We start from the raw sequence: 19,562 nt of genomic DNA, 5'->3' as shown, positions 1-19,562 counted from the left end.
TCCCAATTAGATCCTCACATCCGCCGAAGAGAAACATATCGCGCGCCAAGCGCTCGCCTTGCCGAAAGACCCAGCCCGCCCATGACGCATTCCCAGCCGCCGCTTGATCTGTCGCCCAAGGTCTCGGACGAGGTTCGCAAGACCACCTGCTACATGTGCGCCTGCCGATGCGGCATCGACGTGCATATGAAAAAGGGCAAGGTCGCCTACATCGAGGGCAACCGCGACCACCCGGTGAACCAAGGGGTGCTCTGCGCCAAAGGCTCGGCCGGGATCATGCAACACAACTCTCCCGCGCGGCTGCGCAACCCGATGAAGCGCGTGGGTCCGCGCGGTTCCGGCGAGTTTGAGAGCATCAGTTGGACCGAGGCGCTGCAAATTGCCACCGACTGGCTGGAGCCGCTGCGCCGCGAAGCGCCGGAAAAGCTCGCGTTCTTCACCGGGCGCGACCAATCGCAGAGCTTCACATCGCTTTGGGCGCAGGCTTTCGGCACGCCGAACTACGCGGCCCACGGCGGTTTCTGCTCGGTCAATATGGCCACCGCTGGCATCTACACGATGGGCGGCGCGTTCTGGGAGTTTGGTCAACCCGATTGGGACCATACCAAGCTGTTCATGCTGTTTGGCGTGGCCGAGGACCATGACAGCAATCCGATCAAGATGGGTCTGGGCAAGCTGAAGAAACGCGGCGCGCGGGTCATCGGGGTGAACCCGATCCGCACCGGGTATAACGCCATCGCCGATGATTGGGTCGGCATCACGCCCGGCACTGATGGGCTGTTCATTCTGTCGCTGATCCACTGCCTGATGAAGGCCGGACGCATAGATTTGGACTACCTCGCGCGCTACACCGACGCGCCAGTGCTGCTGAACAGCGACCCGAAATCGCCGGAGTATGGCCTGCAATTGCGCGATGAGGACGGCAAGGCGCTGGTGGTTGACCGCAAGACCGGCAAGCTGACCCCCTTCGATCAGCCCGGCGTGCGCCCCGACCTTGCCGCCACCTACCGCACAGCAGGCATCACGCACCGCCCGGTCTTTCACCAGATGGCCGAGCAATATCTGGGTGAAGAGTACACCCCCGAGGCCGTGGCCGACCGCTGTGGCATCCCCGCCCCGCGCATCCGCGCCATCGCCGCCGAACTGGCCCGCGTCGCCTTTGACGAAGCTTTCGAGCTTGAGCACGAATGGACCGACTTCCGGGGCGAGCATCACAAGACGATGACAGGCCGCCCGGTTTCTTTCCACGCCATGCGCGGCATCTCGGCCCATGCCAATGGGTTTCAGACCTGTCGCGCGCTGCATGTGTTGCAGATCATCCTTGGCACCGTCGAAGTGCCCGGCGGTTTCCGTTTCAAGCCGCCCTACCCCAAGCCCGCCACGGCGCATCCCAAACCGCATTGCAAGGCCACGCCCGGCGGGCCGCTCGACGGGCCGCATCTGGGTTTCGTGCATGGCCCCGACGATCTGGCGCTATGCGCCGATGGCAGCCCGGCGCGGATCGACAAGGCGTTCACATGGGAAAACCCGATGTCGGCCCATGGGCTGATGCATATGGTGATCTCCAACGCCCATGCAGGCGATCCCTATAAGATCGACACGCTGTTCATGTATATGGCGAATATGTCGTGGAACTCGTCGATGAACCCCGGCGGGGTGATGGGGATGCTGACCGATACCGATGACAACGGTGACTACGTCATCCCTCGGATCATCTACTCCGATGCCTATTCCTCGGAGATGGTGGCCTATGCGGACCTGATCCTGCCCGACACGACGTACCTTGAACGGCACGACTGCATCTCACTGCTCGACCGTCCAATCAGCGAGGCCGACGCCGCCGCCGATGCGATCCGTTGGCCCGTGGTGGAGCCCAACCGCGACGTGCGGGGATTTCAATCGGCGCTCTGCGATCTGGGGGCGCAGCTTGGCCTGCCGGGGTTCGTGAACGAGGATGGCAGCCAGAAATACAAAGACTACGCCGACTACATCACCAGCCACGAACGCCGTCCGGGCATTGGCCCGCTGGCCGGGTTCCGCGGTGAGGATGGCAAAGACGCGGGGCGCGGGGCGCCGAACCCCGAGCAGATCGACCGCTATATCGAAAACGGCGGTTTCTTCGTCAATCACATCCCCGAGGGCGCGAATTACTACAAGCCGTGGAACGCCGCCTACCAAGACTGGGCCGTCGGCATGGGCATCTACGACGCGCCGCAGCCCTATCTGTTTTCGCTCTACGTCGAGCCGCTGCGGCGCTTTCAGCTTGCCGCCGAAGGCCACGGCGACCGCCAGCCGCCTGAGCATCTGCGTGAACGGATCAAGCAGACCATGTCGCCGCTGCCGATCTGGTACGAAAGCGATCCAGAAGGCGCTGAGGGCTATGACGTCCACGCGCTGACCCAACGCCCGATGGCGATGTACCACTCTTGGGGCAGTCAGAACGCTTGGCTGCGGCAATTGCACGGGCACAATCCGCTCTACCTACCCACGGCGATCATGCGTGCCAAGGGGCTGCAAGACGGCGATTGGGCGCGCGTGACCTCGCCCCATGGGGGGATCACGGTGCCGGTGATGGAGATGGCGGCCCTGAACCCCAAAACGGTCTGGACATGGAACGCCATCGGCAAACGCAAAGGCGCATGGGCACTGGACCGCGACGCGCCGGAGGCGACCAAGGGCTTCTTGCTCAACCATCTGATCCACGAGTTGTTGCCGCCCAAGGGCGACGGTCTGCGGTGGTCGAACTCCGACCCGATCACCGGTCAGGCCGCGTGGTTCGACCTTAAAGTGCATATCGAAAAGACCGACGCCCCCGCCGAAGCACAGCCAGAAATCCCGGCGCAGCGCTCTCCCGTCCCGCCTGGGCCGCGCGACATCGCGTGGAAGGTGGGCAAATGACCGCTTCCCGCCCGCGCGCTGCGCAAATGACCCTTCAGGACCGCAAGCTATGACCACGCTCCCGCAACAGACCGACCGCAAACTCGGCCTTGTGATCGACCTTGATACCTGTGTCGGCTGCCATGCCTGCGTGATCTCCTGCAAAGGCTGGAACACCGAAAACTACGGCGCGCCGCTGTCGGACCAAGACGCCTATGGCGCGGACCCGTCGGGCACCTTTCTTAACCGCGTGCACAGCTATGAGGTTCAGCCCGAGGCCGGTGCCGCGCAACTCGTGCATTTCCCGAAATCCTGCCTGCATTGCGATGACGCGCCCTGCGTGACCGTCTGCCCCACGGGGGCGAGCTACAAGCGCGTCGAAGACGGGATCGTGCTGGTCAACGAAAGCGATTGCATCGGTTGCGGCCTCTGCGCATGGGCCTGTCCCTACGGCGCGCGTGAGATGGATCAGGCCGCGGGCGTGATGAAGAAATGCACCCTCTGCGTCGACCGTATCTATAACGAGAACTTGCCCGAAGAAGACCGCCAGCCCGCTTGCGTGCGCACCTGCCCGGCGGGCGCGCGGCACTTTGGTGATCTTGGTGATCCCGAAAGTGCTGTGAGCCAACTAGTGGCCGAGCGTGGCGGTGTGGACCTTATGCCCGAGCAAGGCACCAAACCTGTCAATAAATACCTGCCGCCCCGCCCGCGCGATCAGTTGCAAGGGCCGGAGGACAGTGGCGAGATTGACATATTGGCGCCTTTCCTTGCCCCGATCGACAGCGGCCCCAAAGGCTTCCTCGGCTGGCTTGACCGCACACTGGAGAAGCTCTGATGCATCCGGCACCTTCTGTTATCCTGTTCAGCAGCCTGTCGGGGCTCGGCTTTGGCCTGCTTGCATGGCTCGGCATCGGCCTCCCTGCCGTGACCGGCTGGGTGGCCTTCGTTTTCTTCGCGCTGGCTTACCTTTTGGCCGTGGGCGGGTTGATCGCATCGACATTCCACTTGGGCCATCCGGAACGCGCGCTCAAGGCCTTTACCCAGTGGCGCAGCAGTTGGCTCAGCCGGGAGGCTTGGGCCTCGGTCGCGGCCCTGCTGACCATGGCAGCCTATGGCGCGGGGCTGGTGTTCTACGACATGCGGCTTTGGCCGCTAGGGCTGCTAGGCGCGGCACTGTCATTGCTGACGGTTCTGACCACGGCGATGATCTATACCCAGATGAAGACTGTGCCACGCTGGCACAGCGTGATGACGCCACTGAACTTCTTGTCGCTCAGCATTGCAGGAGGCGCGGTGCTGGCCGGACAGGTGACGGCGGCGATGGTGCTTCTGGTGCTGGCGGGGGCGGTGCAGATCGCCACATGGTGGCGCGGGGATCGCGCACTTGCGGCCTCGGGCAGTGATATCGCCACAGCGACGCGGCTGGGGGACAAGGGCAGCGTCCGCGCCTTTGAACCGCCGCATACTGGCAGCAATTACCTGCTGCGAGAGTTCGTTTATCAAATCGGACGCAAACACGCGCTGAAGCTGCGGGTGATCGCGATTACGCTTATGGTGCTGCTGCCGCTTCTGCTGCTCTTGTCGCCCGTGTTCCACCACCTTGCCGCTGCCCTCGCGGTGCTCAGCCATGCGGCGGGGGTGCTGACCTCACGCTGGCTGTTCTTTGCGCAGGCGGAACATGTGGTCGGGATTTACTACGGCAAACGCTGAACGCAAAAGAGGGGGTGCCTCCACCCCCTCTCGCATTCTAATTCACAGCTTAAAAAGCAGTCTTAGTTCATCAAACCCGCGTGGCGCAGACCCGCATCGACCAGTTCTTTGGTCGGGTCCGTCAGTTCCGTGAGCGGCAGACGCACCTCGTCGGAACAGAGATCCAACCGCGACATGGCGTATTTCACGCCCACCAACCCCGGCTCGGTAAAGATCGCCTTGTGCAGCGGCATCAAACGGTCCTGAAGCTCCAGCGCCTTGGCGTAATCACCCTCAAGGCAGGCCGCCTGCATCTGAGCGGAAAGGCGCGGTGCGACATTGGCAGTGACCGAGATACAACCAACGCCGCCTTGAGCGTTGAACCCATGCGCAGTGGCGTCCTCGCCGGACAGCTGGCAGAAATCCGGGCCGCAGGTGATGCGCTGATCGCAGACGCGCGCCAGATCGCCGGTGGCGTCCTTGACGCCGACTATGCGCGGCAGTTGGGCCAGTTCGCCCATCGTCTCGGGCATCATATCGACGACGGAACGACCGGGGATGTTGTAGATGATGATCGGCAATTCGCAGCAATCATGCACGGCGGTGAAATGCGCCACCAGCCCGCGTTGCGTCGGCTTGTTGTAATAGGGCGTCACCACCAGCAGCGCATCCGCGCCGACCTTTTCGGCGTGGCGGGCAAGGCGGATGCTTTCGACCGTGTTGTTCGACCCGGCACCGGCGATGACCGGGATGCGGCCCGCGACGGCTTTGACCACCTCTTCGACGACGGTCTCATGCTCGGCATGGCTCAGCGTCGGAGATTCGCCCGTGGTGCCGACGGGGACAAGCCCGCTCGACCCTTCGCCGATGTGCCATTCGATAAGTTTCTTGAGCGTATCCAGATCCAGCGCGCCGTTGCGAAACGGCGTGACGAGGGCAGGCAGAGAGCCTTTGAACATGTGCACGCTCCTTAAGTGCTGGCCGGCGGAAAACCGGACTGGATGAAGGCTTTCGCGGGCGCTAATGTTTGATAAACGTCGCTCGAGCCATATGTTGCAAGGCTCTAGCCCCGGAGACGTAGGAAATGCAAGCGATGACGCGCCTGATGGCGATCCTCATAAGTATTTTTGTCCTGACCGTGCCTGCCGAAGCGCAGCGCCCGCGCCCTTTGGGCTGGGCGATGGATGCGATGCGCAGCGGCAATTGGGACGCGGCTGCGGCCTTGGCCGCCCGGGATGGGCAGGTCGCCGTTGACGTTATCGAATGGCACCGGCTCCGCGCCGGGCGGGGCAGCTATGCGGAGGCACGAGATTTTCTCGCCCGCAGGCCCGATTGGCCGGGCGAAGAGTACCTGCGCAAGCAAACCGAAGAGGCCGTGATCGAGCAATCCGGCAGCGACATACTGGCGTTCTTTTCGGCCATGGCTCCGCAGACCCCGCGCGGGGTGCTGGCCCATGCCAAGGCGCTAATCGACAGCGGCCAGCGCGGCGAGGCCGAGGCGAACCTCGTTTTGGCGTGGCGCACCATGCCGATGAACGCCACCAGTCAGGCGTTGTTTGTCGGGGCCCATGGCAGCCTTCTGGCCCCGCATCACGCGGCACGGCTGGAAGAGATGCTCTGGCAGCGCGAGCATTCCGAAGCGCGGCAGATGTTCGATCTGGTCCCAAGCGCCGACAAAGCACTGGCCGAGACCCGCATCGCCCTGCAAAAGCTGGAAAGCGATGTGAACGCCAAGATCGACGCGCTGCCCGCCTCCAAAGCTGACGCGCCGGGGTTGGCGCATGACCGCTTTGAATGGCGTATCCGCAAAGGGTTTGGCGATGATGCCAAAGCCCTGCTGCTACAGCGCTCTACCTCTGCCGCAGCCCTCGGTCAGCCGCCCAAATGGTCTAACCGTCGCCGTGCCATGGCGCGCGATGAAATGCGCAATGGCGACCCCAAAATCGCCTATCAGATCGCATCGCAGCATTTTCTAACCAGCGGGTCGGACTTTGCCGATCTCGAATGGCTTTCAGGCTATATTGCCTTACGTTTTCTGGATGACCCGACGACCGCTCTGGGCCACTTCCAAAAGCATGATGGCGCGGTGGAATCCCCCATCAGCCAAGGCCGCGCCGGATACTGGCAGGGCCGCGCGCTGGAGGCGATGGGCGATGCCGAAGGGGCCGCCCGGGCCTATGCCATGGGGGCAAAGTTCCAGACTTCGTTCTACGGATTGCTGGCCGCTGAGCGGGGCGGTATTCCTTTTGACGAAAGCCTGAAAGGCACTGCGCCTACGCAGGAATGGCGGACCTCACCGCTGGCCCGCGCGCCGTTGTTCGAAGCCGGGCTATTGTTGCAGGCCTCTGGCGAGCTTTCCACGGCGGAGCGTTTCTGGACCCACCTCGCAGAACAACTCGTGCCCGAAGACCTCGCCCTGTTGGGCCAAGCCGCCATCGACGTGGGCCAGCCACATATCGCCGTGATGATCGGCAAACGCGCGGCGCAGCGTGGGTTGGAAGTGCCCGCCCCCTATTATGCGCTCCACAGTCTGGTCGAGAAAGACCTGCCGATGGCCACCGAAATGACCCTCGCCATCGCGCGCCGCGAAAGCGAGTTTGATCCCAACGTGCAAAGCGGTGTCGGCGCGCGTGGGTTGATGCAGATCATGCCGGCCACGGCAAAAGACGTGGCGCGCGATCTGGGCATCTCTAGCCAGCACACGACAGATCGTCTGATCGCCGATCCTGATTACAACGCCCGCCTAGGCGCGACCTATCTGTCGCAGATGGCCGGGCTTTTCGACGGCAATGTCTCCATGATGTCGGCGGCCTATAACGCAGGCCCCAGCCGCCCGCGCCGCTGGATGTCGACCTATGGCGATCCACGCAAAGGCGAGATCGACATCGTCGACTGGATTGAGATGATCCCCTTCCGCGAGACGCAGAACTACGTCATGCGGGTGACGGAAAGCCTGCCCGTCTACCGCGCCCGTCTGGGCAAAGACCCGCTGCCGATCCCCTTTAGCGAAGAGTTAACCGGGTCGACGCTGAAGGCGTTCGCGCCATAGGGTGAACAGCCCCGCCGCCACGATCATGCCTGCACCCAGAACCACGCTGGGACGCAGCACTTCGTTAAAGACCGACAGGCCGATGATCACTGTAAAGATCAGCTGCGTATAGGCGAAGGGCTGCACGGCGCTCGCCTCGGCCACCTCATAACAGCGGATCAGCAGCCAGTGACCCGTGACCCCGGTGATGCAGAGCGTGCCCATCAACAGCCAGTTGCCCGGCGTCATCGGCTCCCAAAACCAGACGCCGACAGCGGTCATCACAGCCGCGCCGGTGACACCGGTCCAGAAAAAGCTGGTTGCCGTATTGTCACGCCGCGCGACATAGCGGGTCAACAGCCCGTAGACCGCGAACATTGCCGCCCCCGCAAGTGGGATCGCGGCGGCAGGGTCCACCACCCGAAGCCCGGGTTGCAGGATCACCAGCACCCCGATGAACCCCACACCAATCGCGGCCCAACGTCGCCAGCCAACCTTTTCACCCAAGATCGGGCCCGAGAGCGCCGCCACCAGCAGTGGATAACAGGTGAACACAGCATGGCTTTCCACCAGCCCAAGGATCGTGAACCCCAGCACCATCGTGCAAATCTGCGCCGACAACAGCACGCCGCGCAGGATTTGCACCGCAGGCTGGGTGGTCGCGGCGGCTTTGCGGATGCCACCCGCCTTGCGCAGCGCCAGCGCGATGACGAAAGCGGCAAAGAACCAATAGCGGATCATCACCACCATCAGCACATTGTAATTCTCAGCCAGATGGCGCGACAGGCCGTCTTGGACGGCAAAAACCATCGTCGTGGCGATCATCAGCATGATGCCGAGCGGGATGTTGTTAGACTGGCTCATACTGGCATCTGCGCGCGGGTCATGTGGCGCTTGCGGCCATAGCCGGGGAAGCGGGTCACCTCGAAACCACCCGCGCTGAGTGCACGGCGAACGAAGCCAGCAGCGGTATAGGTCGCGGCAGTGCCACCGGGCGCGGTGTGGCGCGCCACCTCGGCCATCAGGTTATCGCCCCATAATTCCGGGTTCTTGGCAGGGGAGAACCCGTCGAGGAACCAAGCATCGGCCCGCCCCTGCCAAACGGGAAGGGCTTGCCGCGCGTCCCCGATGATGATCTCGGCGCGCAGGCCGGGCAGCTCTAACATGCCACCCGTGCCATCCCACGCCGCCGTCAGCGCATCGCGCCGCCCGTCGAGCGCCGGAAAGGCCGCATGGGCCTGCGCCATATCCTCGGGCCGCATGGGGTAGGCTTCGAAACTGGTGAAATGCAGCGGCCCTTGGTGGCCCGCGCGCATCCATGCGTCCCACGCCAGCAGCAGGTTCAGCCCGGTGCCAAAGCCAAGCTCCGCAATGTGAAAACCGGGGCGAAAACGCTCTGGCAGGTCATTGCCCGCCAGAAAGACATAGGCCGTTTCCGCCGCGCCGTCTTCTAGACTGAAGTAGGGATCATCGAACTGGGTCGATACGGGCACTTGGCCCGCGCGCCACGTGATCTGGGCATTCTGGTCTGGCACGGTACGTCCTGTTAGAGGGGGAAGAAGTCGCGCAGACACTGCGCAAGCTGGCGGGGAATGGCAATGGTGGATGTAACCGTAAGAGGGGCCGGGATATTCGGCCTGTCGGTGGCTTGGGCCTGCGTCCGGCGCGGTGCGGCGGTGCGGGTGGTCGATCCGGCAGGTCCGGCAGCAGGCGCGTCGGGCGGGATCGTGGGCGCGCTGGCGCCGCATGTGCCGGAGAATTGGAACGCCAAGAAAGCCTTTCAGCTTGAAAGCCTGCTCAGCGCGGATGGTTTCTGGACCGAGGTGGAGGCCGTGGGCGGTCACGCCCCGGGTTATATCCGCAGCGGGCGGTTGCAGCCGGTGGCGGATGACGCGGCGCTCGCGCTGGCGCGGCAACGGCAAGACACGGCAGCCGAGCTATGGCAGGGCCGTGCCCGCTGGGAATTGATCCGCGCCGAGGATCGCGATTGGGCCCCGCACAGCCCCACCGGCTGGCTGATCCACGATACGCTGAGCGCCCTCGTCCACCCGCGCCAAGCCTGCGCGGCGCTGGTGGCGGCCTTGGCGGTGAGAGGCGTTGAGATTGTGGCCGAAGCCCCCGAGGCGGGCCAGACCCTCTGGGCCACCGGCGTCGCGGGGCTGGAGACGCTGAATGCGGGCCGCCCGCGTCTGGTTGGCGCAGGGATCAAGGGCCAAGCCGCGCTCTTGCAGCTCGACCAAGGCGGCGCGGCGCAGCTTTTTGCCGATGGGGTGCATGTGATCCCGCATTTGGACGGCACGGTGGCTGTCGGCGGCACGACTGAGAGAGAATATGACACCCCCAACAGCACCGATGCACAGCTTGACGTGGTGATCGCCAAGGCCCGCGCGGCGGTGCCCGCCTTGCAAGACGCGCCGGTGATCGAACGCTGGGCCGGGCTGCGCCCCCGCAGCCGCAGCCGCGCGCCGATGTTGGGCGCATGGCCCGGCAGGCCGGGGCAGTATATCGCCAATGGCGGGTTCAAAATCGGGTTCGGCATGGCCCCCAAAGTGGCAGAGGTGATGGCCGATCTTCTGCTCGAAGGGCGCGATGCCATCCCCGAGGGTTTTAGGGTCGAAGACAACCTCTAGGCCAAAGAAAAACCCCGGCCAGTGACCGGGGTTCAATACCGCTCCCAAAGGGTCGCGGCTTAACGCGCGTTGGGCAGGATCACGATCTCGACCCGGCGGTTCTGCGCTTTGCCTGCGGCACTCAGGTTGCTTGCCACCGGCTGGCTTTCGCCGCGACCGAATGTCTGCAAACGCTGCTGCGGCACGCCGTTGGACAGCAGAATGCTACCCACGGCTTGTGCACGACGCTCGGAAAGCTGCTGGTTGTAGGCCGCTTCACCATCGCTGTCGGTGTGGCCGACAACTTGCAGGGTGGAGTTCTGATAGATGTTCACGTTCTGCGCCAATGCGGCCAGATCGTCACGCAATGCGGGTGATACGCTGGTGCTGTCGGTCGCGAACAGGATATCCTGCGGCAGAGTCACGATCAGACGGTCGCCAGTGTTGGTGATAACCACACGGCTGTCCATCGCGGCGCGCAGCTCTGCCTCTTGTTTGTCGAGCGAGTAACCAACGCCCGCGCCCAAGGTGCCACCGATCAATGCGCCTTTGAGGGCACCTTTGCCGTCACCTTCAGAAATCGCGCCAGCAAGGGCCCCGACGCCCGCACCGATCAAAGCGCCATTCTTGGTCCGCTGGTTGGGATCGCCATTGCCGGGCTGCAGTGGCTGCGTACACGCACCCAGTGTCATCGCGCCGGCCAGTGCGGCGGCCAAAGTCATCTTCGAAGAAATCATGTCTACTGCCTTCATGTTTGCGGGCCCCGTTCGGGCGGGGCATCTTGACGTGAACGCAATATAGGCACTCAATGTTCCCGCGAACATTACATATAACCGTTATTCGGCAGAAACCCGCCCAGATGGGGGAGTTTGTGCTTCTGCCCGCGCGGATTCAAAGGCCAGCATCGCCCGTTTTACCGGCAACCCCCAGTGATAGCCGCCCAAGCCCCCGCTTTTGCGCAATGCGCGGTGGCAAGGGATTAACCAACTCACCGGGTTGCGTCCTACGGCGGTCCCTACAGCGCGCACGGCACGGGGGCTGCCGACGGTCTGCGCAATCTCGGAATAGGTGGTCACCTGCCCCGAGGGGATGCTCAACAGCGCCTCCCAGACCTTGATCTGAAATGGCGCACCGATGAGGTAAAGCGGTGCCTTGGCCTCGGGGTCTTTCTGCATCCCAAACGCGGTGTCGACCCATGGGCGCAGCCGGTCGGGTGCTTCGACGAAATCGGCCAGCGGCCACCGGCTGCAAAGGTCCTCCATCGCTGCGTCCTCTCCCACCTCCGACGATAGGGCCAAGCCGCAGATGCCTTTGTCGGTGCCCATCACCAGTGTCGGGCCGAAGGGGCTGTCAAACCACCCCCAATGGATTGTGAGCCCAGCGCCTTTGCGGGCGAACTCACCGGGGCTCATCGCCTCCCAGCGCAGGAACAGGTCATGCAACCGCCCGCTGCCTGATAGCCCCAGTTCATGTGCCGCCGCCAATGTGGTGAAGTGATCGCGCAGCATGACCTTGGCCTGATCCAGCATCAGATATTGCTGGTAGCGCTTGGGCGACACCCCCACCCAGCGCGAGAACAGCCGCTGGAAGTGCGCGGCGGACATGCCCATTTCCCCGGCGATCCAGTCCAGTTGCTTGGGATCTTCGGCCTCGTCGATCAGGGCGATGGCGCGGCGCATCACCTGATAGTGGTAACCCTGATCTTCGGGCGCGGGGGATATCTGTGCGATCTGTGTCATGCCCCTAGATTAGCCACGCCCCTGCCCCCGCGCGACCCGTTTCTTGCGCCAATGTATCGCAGCCCGCCCCCGCTTGCCCTGCCGCGTCATTCATCGCATACCCAGAGCCATGGCCCGCCAACTTGATTATCATACCATCCGCGAGATCTTCGCACGCTTCCAACAGGCAGAGCCTGAGCCCGAGGGCGAGTTGGAGCATGTGAACGTCTATACGCTGGTTGTGGCCGTGGCGCTGAGCGCGCAATCGACCGATGCGGGCGTCAACAAAGCCACGCGCGAGCTTTTCAAAATCGCCGACACCCCGCAGAAGATGCTGGATCTGGGGGTTGAGGGGCTAATTGAGCATATCAAGACCATCGGCCTCTACCGCCAGAAAGCCAAGAACGTCATCAAACTAAGCCAAATCCTTGTTGATGACTACGACGGCGAGGTGCCGAACTCTCGCGCGGCGCTGCAATCGCTGCCGGGGGTGGGGCGCAAAACGGCGAATGTTGTGCTCAACATGTGGTGGGGCCAGCCCGCGCAGGCGGTGGACACGCATATCTTCCGCGTTGGCAACCGCACCGGCATCGCGCCGGGCAAAACCGTCGACACAGTCGAGCGCGCTATCGAAGACAACATCCCCGCTGATTTCCAGCGCCATGCCCATCACTGGCTGATCCTGCATGGCCGCTATCATTGTAAGGCACGCAAACCGCTGTGCCGCACCTGTATCATCCGAGACCTGTGCCAATACGAGGACAAGACAGAATGACCCAATACGAAGTGGTTGGCATCGGCAACGCCGTCGTCGACGTGATCTCCCATGCCGATGACAATTTTCTTGCCGATAACGGCATCGAAAAAGGCATCATGCAGTTGATCGAACGCGACCGCGCCGAAGACCTCTATGCCACGATGCAAGACCGGGTGCAGACGCCGGGCGGCTCAGTCGCCAATACCGTCGCCGGCGCGGGCGCGCTGGGCCTCAAGACCGCCTTCATCGGCCGGGTGCGCGATGATGAGTTGGGCCAGTTCTATGCCAAGGCGATGACCGATATCGGCATCGATTTCGTGAATGCCCCCGTGGCCGAGGGGGAGAACCCCACCTCGCGCTGCATGATCTTTGTCACGCCGGATGGGGAGCGGTCACTGAACACCTATCTCGGCATCTCGACCGGGCTGACCTCGGCCGATGTGCCGCAGGCGGTGACGGAGAAAGCCAAGCTGATGTTCCTCGAAGGCTACCTTTTTGACCATGACGCCGGCAAAACCGCGTTCCGTGAGGCCGCGCGCGCGGCGACGGCGGGTGGCGGCATGGCGGGCATCGCCATCTCCGATCCCTTCTGCGTGGAGCGTCACCGCGACGACTTCCTCGCGCTGATCGAAAACGATCTGGGCTATGTGATCGGCAATGAAGCCGAGATTCGCGCCCTTTGGGAGACCGACGACACCGAAGCCGCACTGGCCAAAACCGCTGAGATTTGCCCGCTGGTGGTCTGCACCCGGTCGGGCGACGGGGTCACGCTGGTGCGGGGCGAGGAACGTGTCGACGTGCCGGTTGAAAAGGTCGTGCCGGTAGATGCCACGGGCGCGGGCGACCAATTCGCGGCGGGCTTCCTCTATGGTCTTGCCACGGGCCGCGATCTGGAGACCTGTGGCCGCATGGGCAATATCTGCGCGGGCGAAGTGATCCGCCACATCGGCCCTCGCCCGCAGACCGACATCATGGCCCTGTTCAAGGCCGAAGGGCTGGTTTGATGATTGAAAGCGGCTTTCACGATGTTCCCCCCGGCAAATTTGCGGTGGTGGTGACCCATTTGGAAATGGACGCCAAACCCAGCCTGCGGGAGGTGCCCCTGCCAGAGGGAGTCACCTTTCAAAAGGTCACACCGACACTCGACTGGTTTCGCGACATTTTCCGGCGCGTCGGGATGGATTGGCTCTGGTACGGGCGGCTCAAACTGGATGACGCGGCCCTCTCTGCGCTGCTGCAAGACCCGGCGCGAGACTTCTACACGCTGACCCGCGATGGCAAGGATGAGGCGCTGCTCGAGCTGAACTTCGCCGAAGATGGCAGCTGCGAGCTGGCCTATTTCGGGCTGACCTCGGCGCTGATCGGCAGCGGATCAGGGCGGTATCTGATGAACCAAGCGATCACGCTGGCATGGGAAAAACCAATCAACCGGCTGCACCTGCACACCTGCACCAACGACAGCCCGCAGGCGCTTGGCTTTTATATGCGCTCAGGCTTCACCCCCGTCAGCCGTCAAGTCGAGATCGACGATGATCCGCGCCTGACCGGCCTGCTGCCGCGCGATGCGGCGCCGCAAGTGCCACTTATCGAAGGGTAGGAACAGCGAAGGGTAAAACTACCGCCGGATCACCGAACCGGCGTGCACTCCGCCCCTTGGAAACAGGCGATCACCTTGTCGACCATAACAGGTTTCGGAGAGCCGAAAAGGTCGCCCCCACAGGGGTTGCTTTCCAGTGCATAGGCACCATCCGGTTTGCGTTCGAGAAAGGCCAGAACGTCCCCTTCCTCGGCAGAGCCGCACCACGGGCCGAAACACAGAACGTTGAGCATCAAGGGCTGGTCAAAGGGCACGTCAAAGCCCTCTTCCGACAGCGCCTTGCCGCTGATCTGTGCCCGGATCGGCGTCTCTTCGGGCGGGTTGATCCCGATGGTGCCGCCCTTCGGCAGGGCGCTCGCGTCAAAGGTCAGACGCCCCTGCACCACGACATAGCTTTCCTCGGCCTTGGCCGCGCGTTGATAGGTCGCCTCGACTGAGTGGGGCAAGCAACTGAGCGCAAGCGCAGGCAGTGGGGCCAAAGTGACGAGGGCGCAGGCGATGATCCGTGTCATAACTTCTCCTCAAACTCTTCAAGAACCGCCGCATAGACCGCACGTTTGAACGGCACGATATTTGCGACCAGTTGATCTGCGGGCATCCAACGCCATTCCGAGAATTCAGGCTCGGCCGTCTGGATATTAACCTGATCGTCCTGCCCTAGAAAACGCATGAGGAACCATTTCTGTTCCTGCCCCCGGTAGCGGCCCTTCCAGATGTTGGGCACCAGTTCATGGGGCAGTTCATAGGGCAGCCAGCGTGAGGTCTCGGCTTCGATCCGCACCAGATCGCGGGGAATGCCGGTCTCTTCCTCCAACTCGCGCAGGGCCGCATCGCGCGCGGCCTCGCCCTTGTCGACCCCGCCTTGGGGCATCTGCCAAGCGTCCTGATCCCGGTCGCGCCGCTGGCCGACAAAGACCTCGCCATCGGCATTCACCAGCATCACGCCGACGCAAGGGCGGTAGGGCAGTTTGGCAATCTCTTCGGGGGTCATGAGGGCAGGTCTCCTGAATGGCGTTCACGAGGGAGTTAGCACGACCACGGCGCGGCTCAAAGCGGTCACATTGCGGCTTTGACGTTTCGGCACCGGCATCGTTGACGCCGCGTTTCGCGTGACTTGCCCTGCCGTTTCCGATGGTGTCACAGTGACCCAGCCCACCCAGAAAGGTAAAGCCATGTCCGACTATCCCCACCTGCTTGCCCCGCTCGACCTTGGTTTTACCACGCTGAAGAACCGGTTGCTGATGGGCTCGATGCACACCGGGCTGGAAGAGACCGGCGATTGGAACCGCGTGGCGGAGTTCTATGCGGCACGGGCGCGGGGTGATGTGGGGCTGATGGTCACCGGTGGCATCGGCCCGAACCGCGAAGGTGCCGTGGCCCATGGCGCGGCGATGATGGTCAGCCAAAAGGACGTGGACAACCACAGCATCATCACCCAGCGGGTGCATGAAGCGGGCGGCAAGATCGCCATGCAGATCCTGCATGCGGGCCGCTATGCCTTTACCCCCGAATGCGTGGCCCCGAGCGCGATCAAATCCCCCATCTCCATGTTCGCGCCCAAGGAGCTCGACGAAGAAGGCATCGAGAAACAGATCAGTGACATCGCCGCCTGCGCCCTGCGCGCGCGGGAGGCGGGCTATGATGGGGTCGAGATCATGGGGTCAGAGGGGTATTTCCTGAACCAGTTCCTCGTCACCCATACCAACAAGCGCGAGGACCGCTGGGGCGGGTCTTATGAAAACCGCATGCGCCTGCCGCTGGAGGTGGTGCGCCGCGTGCGCGAAACGGTGGGCGAAGATTTTATCCTGATCTACCGGCTGTCGATGATCGACCTCATCCCCAACGGCTCAACCTTTGAGGAGGTCGTGCAACTGGCCCAAGAGGTCGAGAAGGCGGGCGCCAATATCATCAACACCGGCATCGGCTGGCACGAGGCGCGCATCCCCACCATCGCCACCTCTGTCCCCCGCGCGGCGTTCTCTTGGGTGACGAAAAAGCTGATGGGCAAGGTGGGCATCCCGCTCATTACCTCCAACCGGATCAACACACCCGAGGTCGCCGAAGAGGTGCTGGCGGAAGGTTGCGCCGATATGGTCTCCCTCGCCCGCCCGATGCTGGCAGATGCCGACTTCCTCGCCAAAGCCAAGGCAGGCAAGGCCGACCAGATCGCCCCTTGCATCGCCTGCAACCAAGCTTGCCTCGATCATACTTTCGGCGGCAAGATCTCCACCTGCCTTGTGAACCCACGCGCCTGCTATGAGACGGAGTTGCGGATTGAACCGGCAGCGGCGGCGAAATCTGTGGCCGTCGTGGGCGCTGGCCCTGCTGGCCTGTCCGCCGCAATCACGGCTGCCGAACGCGGCCATAAGGTCACCTTGATAGACCGCGCGAGCGAGATCGGCGGGCAACTCAACCTCGCCAAGCAAGTGGCGGGGAAAGAGGAGTTCTGGGGCTTGGTCGATTGGTATCGCACCATGCTCAAGGTCCATGACGTGACCGTACAGCTAGAGACCGAAGCCACCGCCGATGCGCTCAGCGGCTTTGACGAGGTGATCATCGCCACCGGCGTGGTGCCTCGCGATCCGCAAATTCCGGGGCAAGACGGCGGCAATGTCGTGAGCTACATTGATGTGCTGAACGGCACGGCAAAGGTCGGCCAGCGCGTCGCCGTGATCGGTGCGGGCGGGATCGGCTTTGACGTGTCGGAACATCTGGTGCACGATGGCGAGAGCAGCACGCTGAACCTGCCAGAATGGATGCGCGAATGGGGCGTCACCGATCCGGGCGAGCATCGCAGCGGGCTGGCCCCCGAAGGGCCACAGCCCCCCGCGCCTGCGCGGCAGATCACCATGCTGCAACGCAAGACCAGCAAACCCGGCAAAGGTTTGGGCAAGACGACAGGCTGGATCCACCGCGCCTCACTCACCATGCGCAACGTGCAGATGATCGCAGGTGTGAACTATGAGAAGATCGACGAAGCCGGCCTGCACATCTCCTTTGGCGAGACGCGGGAGAAGCCGACGCTGATCGAGGCCGACACCATCGTCCTCTGCGCCGGGCAACTCTCTGACCGGAGCCTTGCCGACACGCTGGAGGCCCGTGGCACCCCCTGTCACGTCATCGGAGGTGCGGATGTGGCCGCAGAACTCGACGCGAAACGCGCGATCAATCAAGGCACACGCCTGGCCTCTGCCCTCTAAGCCCTTGGTGCGCGCGCCCTTGCACCCGGCGCGCGCAACCCGCAAAATCACCGCAGCGTCTGCCAGCCCATAGGTGATTATGCCCCTCTGCGTCTTCGACATATATGATGACGGCACCACCTCGGTGCCCGAAGATAGCCATCTAACCGGGCCTGCGCGCTACCGTTGGTGGCATTACGACATGGCCGATCCGGCGCTGGAACCGTGGCTGGCCGAACATTTGCCGGAAATTCCGGCAGGCGCTCTGCTGCAACCGGAAACCCGACCGCGCTGTGACGAGTATGAGGAAGGTCTGATCCTCAATCTGCGCGGCATCAACCTGAACGAAGGGCAGCAGGCCGATCAGATGGTCTCAATCCGCATGTGGGTCACGGATGCGGTGGTGATCACGGTGCGGATGCGCCGGGTCTTTGCCATTGATGAGCTGCGCACGCTTGCCACCCAAAACAATGCCCCACGCCAGCCCTCTGCCTTTTTGGAGGCGCTGGTCTCCAGGCTGACCGCACGGGTCCAGACCGAGGTTGCCCGGCTGGCGGACCGCACGGCATTCTATGAGACCGATCTCGAAGACCTTAGCACCCCGCCGCCGAAAGACCTGCCAGTCACCCGCCGCAGCACGATCAAACTGGAGCGCTACCTCGCCCCGCAGCGTGCGGCGCTGGAGCGGCTCGCGCAGTTGGACCTGCCCTTGGTGCCGGATGTTGATTCGATGAAACTGCGCGAACTGGCCAACCGCACCGCCATCGTGGTGGAGGAGTTGGACGCCCTTCAAGAACGCATCGTTACCGTCCAAGACGAGCACGACAACCAAGTGGCGCAACGCCAAGCGCGGCATGGCTATGTGCTGTCCATCGCTGCTGCCGTTTTCCTGCCCTTGGGATTTCTGACCGGGCTCTTCGGCGTGAACGTGGGCGGGATGCCGGGCGTCGATGATCCGCGTGCCTTTGCGATCCTGTGCCTTGCCATGGTCGGCCTTGCCGCGATTATGCTGGCGGTTCTGAAATGGCTGCGCTGGCTCTGAACCCAGTGGAAACCGATTGTTCTGCCGTTTCCATGCCATGAACGATCCCCGCAAAGACCACGGGACTGTCTTGCCTCTGCCCCGATCCTGCCCGAATTGCAGCCCATAGCTGATCCCAACAAGTTTAATGCGAAGGGACAGGCAATGGACCGCCTTACGGAAATGGAAGCGTTTGCCACAGTTGTGGATCAGGGTGGTTTTACCGATGCTGCCAAGAAGATGGGGATCTCAAAATCCGCTGTTTCAAAGCATGTGTCATCGCTAGAGGCCCGCCTTGGCGCGCGGCTGCTCAACCGCACAACCCGCCGCGTCTCACCTACCGAGATTGGCCTTGCGTACTATGACCGCGCCCGCCGAGTGCTGAACGACGCAGGCGAAGCCGATGCGCTTGTCACCTCGATGCAATCCGCACCCTCGGGCCTGCTGCGGATTTCGGTGGCAACAGACTTTGGCGTGAATCATCTATCCCCCGCGCTGTCGGATTTCCTCTCGGATTTCCCTGACATCACAGTGAATATGGTGCTGAACAACCGCTATGTGGAACTGATCTCAGAAGGCTTCGACATGGCCGTGCGCATTGGGGAATTGGAAGACAGCACCCTGCGCGCGCGCAAGCTGACTGAGACCACCAAACGTATGATCGCCAGCCCGAAGTATTTCGAGCAATATGGCCGCCCGGAAAAGATCGACGATCTGAACAACCACAAGCTGCTGCATTACTCGAACCAATCCTCGGGCAATGTCTGGAAACTGACCGCGCCTTCGGGGGAAAAGCGGCAGGTCCGTACCGCAGGATGGCTGTCGGTCAATGACGGGCAAAGCCTGCTTAACGCCGCGATTTCGGGGCTGGGCATCGCCTATTTGCCGAGCTTTCTGTACTCTGAGGCGATGGAAAAAGGCTTGGTAGAAGACGCAATCCCCGAACTGCCGCTGGAGACCCAAGGCATCTATGCCGTCTATCCCCCGGGCCGGTTCACCCAGCCCAAGGTCCGCGCCTTTATCGACTTTCTGGTGCATGAGTTCGCCGAGAAGGGTCCGACGGACTGGTAAACGCTCAGGCCCGGAA

General features: G+C 62.9%; 19 protein-coding genes. 11 read left to right on the top strand and 8 right to left on the bottom strand.

Translation table 11 applies throughout. From position 1 onward, the window contains the following. The first annotated feature begins 81 nt into the window (after positions 1–81). The 3 genes from ACSQ16_RS03530 to ACSQ16_RS03520 are packed head-to-tail and all read left to right on the top strand — an operon-like array spanning position 82 to position 4,587. Positions 82–2,898 (top strand): molybdopterin oxidoreductase family protein, encoded by a 2,817-nt coding sequence (locus ACSQ16_RS03530; RefSeq protein ID WP_243261661.1) that lies wholly within the window; start codon positions 82–84, stop codon positions 2,896–2,898. 49 nt (positions 2,899–2,947) lie between these two features. Next, the gene (locus tag ACSQ16_RS03525; protein ID WP_243261662.1) at positions 2,948–3,712 is read left to right on the top strand and encodes a 4Fe-4S dicluster domain-containing protein; all 765 of its coding nucleotides are present in this window, start codon (positions 2,948–2,950) and stop codon (positions 3,710–3,712) included. Then, positions 3,712–4,587, top strand: a complete 876-nt coding sequence (locus ACSQ16_RS03520; protein ID WP_243261663.1) for a dimethyl sulfoxide reductase anchor subunit family protein — start codon at positions 3,712–3,714, stop codon at positions 4,585–4,587. Before ACSQ16_RS03525 ends, ACSQ16_RS03520 begins: the two co-directional genes overlap by 1 nt. A 62-nt stretch (positions 4,588–4,649) precedes the next feature. Here the strand turns inward: ACSQ16_RS03520 and dapA are convergent, their stop codons facing one another. Further along, positions 4,650–5,525, bottom strand: coding sequence for a 4-hydroxy-tetrahydrodipicolinate synthase (gene dapA, locus ACSQ16_RS03515; protein WP_093927416.1), 876 nt, complete (start codon positions 5,523–5,525; stop codon positions 4,650–4,652). Between the two features lie 125 nt (positions 5,526–5,650). On the opposite strand from dapA, the gene ACSQ16_RS03510 reads away from it, so the two are divergent. Then, entirely contained in the window at positions 5,651–7,615 is a 1,965-nt protein-coding gene (locus ACSQ16_RS03510) for a lytic transglycosylase domain-containing protein (RefSeq protein ID WP_243261664.1), read from the top strand. Here the strand turns inward: ACSQ16_RS03510 and ACSQ16_RS03505 are convergent. Further along, entirely contained in the window at positions 7,580–8,458 is an 879-nt protein-coding gene (locus ACSQ16_RS03505) for a DMT family transporter (RefSeq protein ID WP_093927417.1), read from the bottom strand. The genes ACSQ16_RS03510 and ACSQ16_RS03505 overlap by 36 nt on opposite strands. Beyond that, complete coding sequence (gene mnmD, locus ACSQ16_RS03500) at positions 8,455–9,129, bottom strand: tRNA (5-methylaminomethyl-2-thiouridine)(34)-methyltransferase MnmD (protein ID WP_243261665.1); 675 nt, start codon at positions 9,127–9,129, stop codon at positions 8,455–8,457. The genes ACSQ16_RS03505 and mnmD overlap by 4 nt, the downstream gene beginning before the upstream one ends. 57 nt (positions 9,130–9,186) lie before the next feature. Between mnmD and ACSQ16_RS03495 the strand changes: the two genes are divergently transcribed. Next, a complete protein-coding gene (locus tag ACSQ16_RS03495) occupies positions 9,187–10,224 on the top strand; it encodes an NAD(P)/FAD-dependent oxidoreductase (protein ID WP_243261666.1) in 1,038 nt (345 codons plus the stop codon). A 59-nt stretch (positions 10,225–10,283) separates the two neighbouring features. On the opposite strand, the gene ACSQ16_RS03490 is transcribed toward ACSQ16_RS03495, so the two are convergent. Both ACSQ16_RS03490 and ACSQ16_RS03485 read right to left on the bottom strand, forming a co-directional pair. Then, on the bottom strand, positions 10,284–10,940 hold the full coding sequence (locus tag ACSQ16_RS03490; protein WP_243261667.1) for an OmpA family protein: 657 nt from the start codon (positions 10,938–10,940) through the stop codon (positions 10,284–10,286). A 99-nt stretch (positions 10,941–11,039) separates the two neighbouring features. Beyond that, positions 11,040–11,942 carry a methylated-DNA--[protein]-cysteine S-methyltransferase gene (locus ACSQ16_RS03485; RefSeq protein ID WP_243261668.1) on the bottom strand — a complete coding sequence of 301 codons (903 nt, stop codon included), beginning with the start codon at positions 11,940–11,942 and terminating at the stop codon, positions 11,040–11,042. A 109-nt stretch (positions 11,943–12,051) separates the two neighbouring features. Between ACSQ16_RS03485 and nth the strand changes: the two genes are divergently transcribed. From nth to ACSQ16_RS03470, 3 genes are read left to right on the top strand one after another with little or no spacing between them, the layout of a single operon-like run. After that, a complete protein-coding gene (gene nth / locus ACSQ16_RS03480) occupies positions 12,052–12,696 on the top strand; it encodes an endonuclease III (protein WP_243261669.1) in 645 nt (214 codons plus the stop codon). Then, positions 12,693–13,682 (top strand): adenosine kinase, encoded by a 990-nt coding sequence (locus ACSQ16_RS03475; protein ID WP_243261670.1) that lies wholly within the window; start codon positions 12,693–12,695, stop codon positions 13,680–13,682. The genes nth and ACSQ16_RS03475 overlap by 4 nt, the downstream gene beginning before the upstream one ends. Then, a complete protein-coding gene (locus ACSQ16_RS03470) occupies positions 13,682–14,275 on the top strand; it encodes a GNAT family N-acetyltransferase (RefSeq protein WP_243261671.1) in 594 nt (197 codons plus the stop codon). Before ACSQ16_RS03475 ends, ACSQ16_RS03470 begins: the two co-directional genes overlap by 1 nt. 29 nt (positions 14,276–14,304) lie before the next feature. Here ACSQ16_RS03470 and ACSQ16_RS03465 read toward each other — a convergent pair whose 3' ends face one another. The 3 genes from ACSQ16_RS03465 to ACSQ16_RS03455 are packed head-to-tail and all read right to left on the bottom strand — an operon-like array spanning position 14,305 to position 15,449. Further along, positions 14,305–14,787 (bottom strand): hypothetical protein, encoded by a 483-nt coding sequence (locus tag ACSQ16_RS03465; protein ID WP_243261672.1) that lies wholly within the window; start codon positions 14,785–14,787, stop codon positions 14,305–14,307. Beyond that, complete coding sequence (locus ACSQ16_RS03460; RefSeq protein WP_243261673.1) at positions 14,784–15,266, bottom strand: RNA pyrophosphohydrolase; 483 nt, start codon at positions 15,264–15,266, stop codon at positions 14,784–14,786. The genes ACSQ16_RS03465 and ACSQ16_RS03460 overlap by 4 nt, the downstream gene beginning before the upstream one ends. A gap of 24 nt (positions 15,267–15,290) precedes the next feature. Then, positions 15,291–15,449: a hypothetical protein gene (locus ACSQ16_RS03455; protein ID WP_317405450.1), complete on the bottom strand. Its 159-nt coding sequence runs from the start codon at positions 15,447–15,449 to the stop codon at positions 15,291–15,293. On the opposite strand from ACSQ16_RS03455, the gene ACSQ16_RS03450 reads away from it, so the two are divergent. The 3 genes from ACSQ16_RS03450 (at position 15,448) to ACSQ16_RS03440 (ending at position 19,546) form a co-directional block, all read left to right on the top strand. Then, positions 15,448–17,475: an NADPH-dependent 2,4-dienoyl-CoA reductase gene (locus ACSQ16_RS03450; RefSeq protein WP_243261674.1), complete on the top strand. Its 2,028-nt coding sequence runs from the start codon at positions 15,448–15,450 to the stop codon at positions 17,473–17,475. The two genes, ACSQ16_RS03455 and ACSQ16_RS03450, sit on opposite strands and share 2 nt — an antisense overlap. 79 nt (positions 17,476–17,554) lie before the next feature. Next, entirely contained in the window at positions 17,555–18,496 is a 942-nt protein-coding gene (locus ACSQ16_RS03445) for a zinc transporter ZntB (RefSeq protein WP_243261675.1), read from the top strand. Between the two features lie 144 nt (positions 18,497–18,640). Further along, complete coding sequence (locus tag ACSQ16_RS03440) at positions 18,641–19,546, top strand: LysR family transcriptional regulator (protein ID WP_093927428.1); 906 nt, start codon at positions 18,641–18,643, stop codon at positions 19,544–19,546. Positions 19,547–19,562: the final 16 nt, after the last annotated feature.

The sequence above is a fragment of the Sulfitobacter sp. SH24 genome, assembly GCF_965641895.1.
Lineage (GTDB): Bacteria > Pseudomonadota > Alphaproteobacteria > Rhodobacterales > Rhodobacteraceae > Sulfitobacter > Sulfitobacter dubius.
Note: the sequence above shows the minus strand (reverse complement) of the source record. Positions and strands in the feature narration are given on the sequence as shown.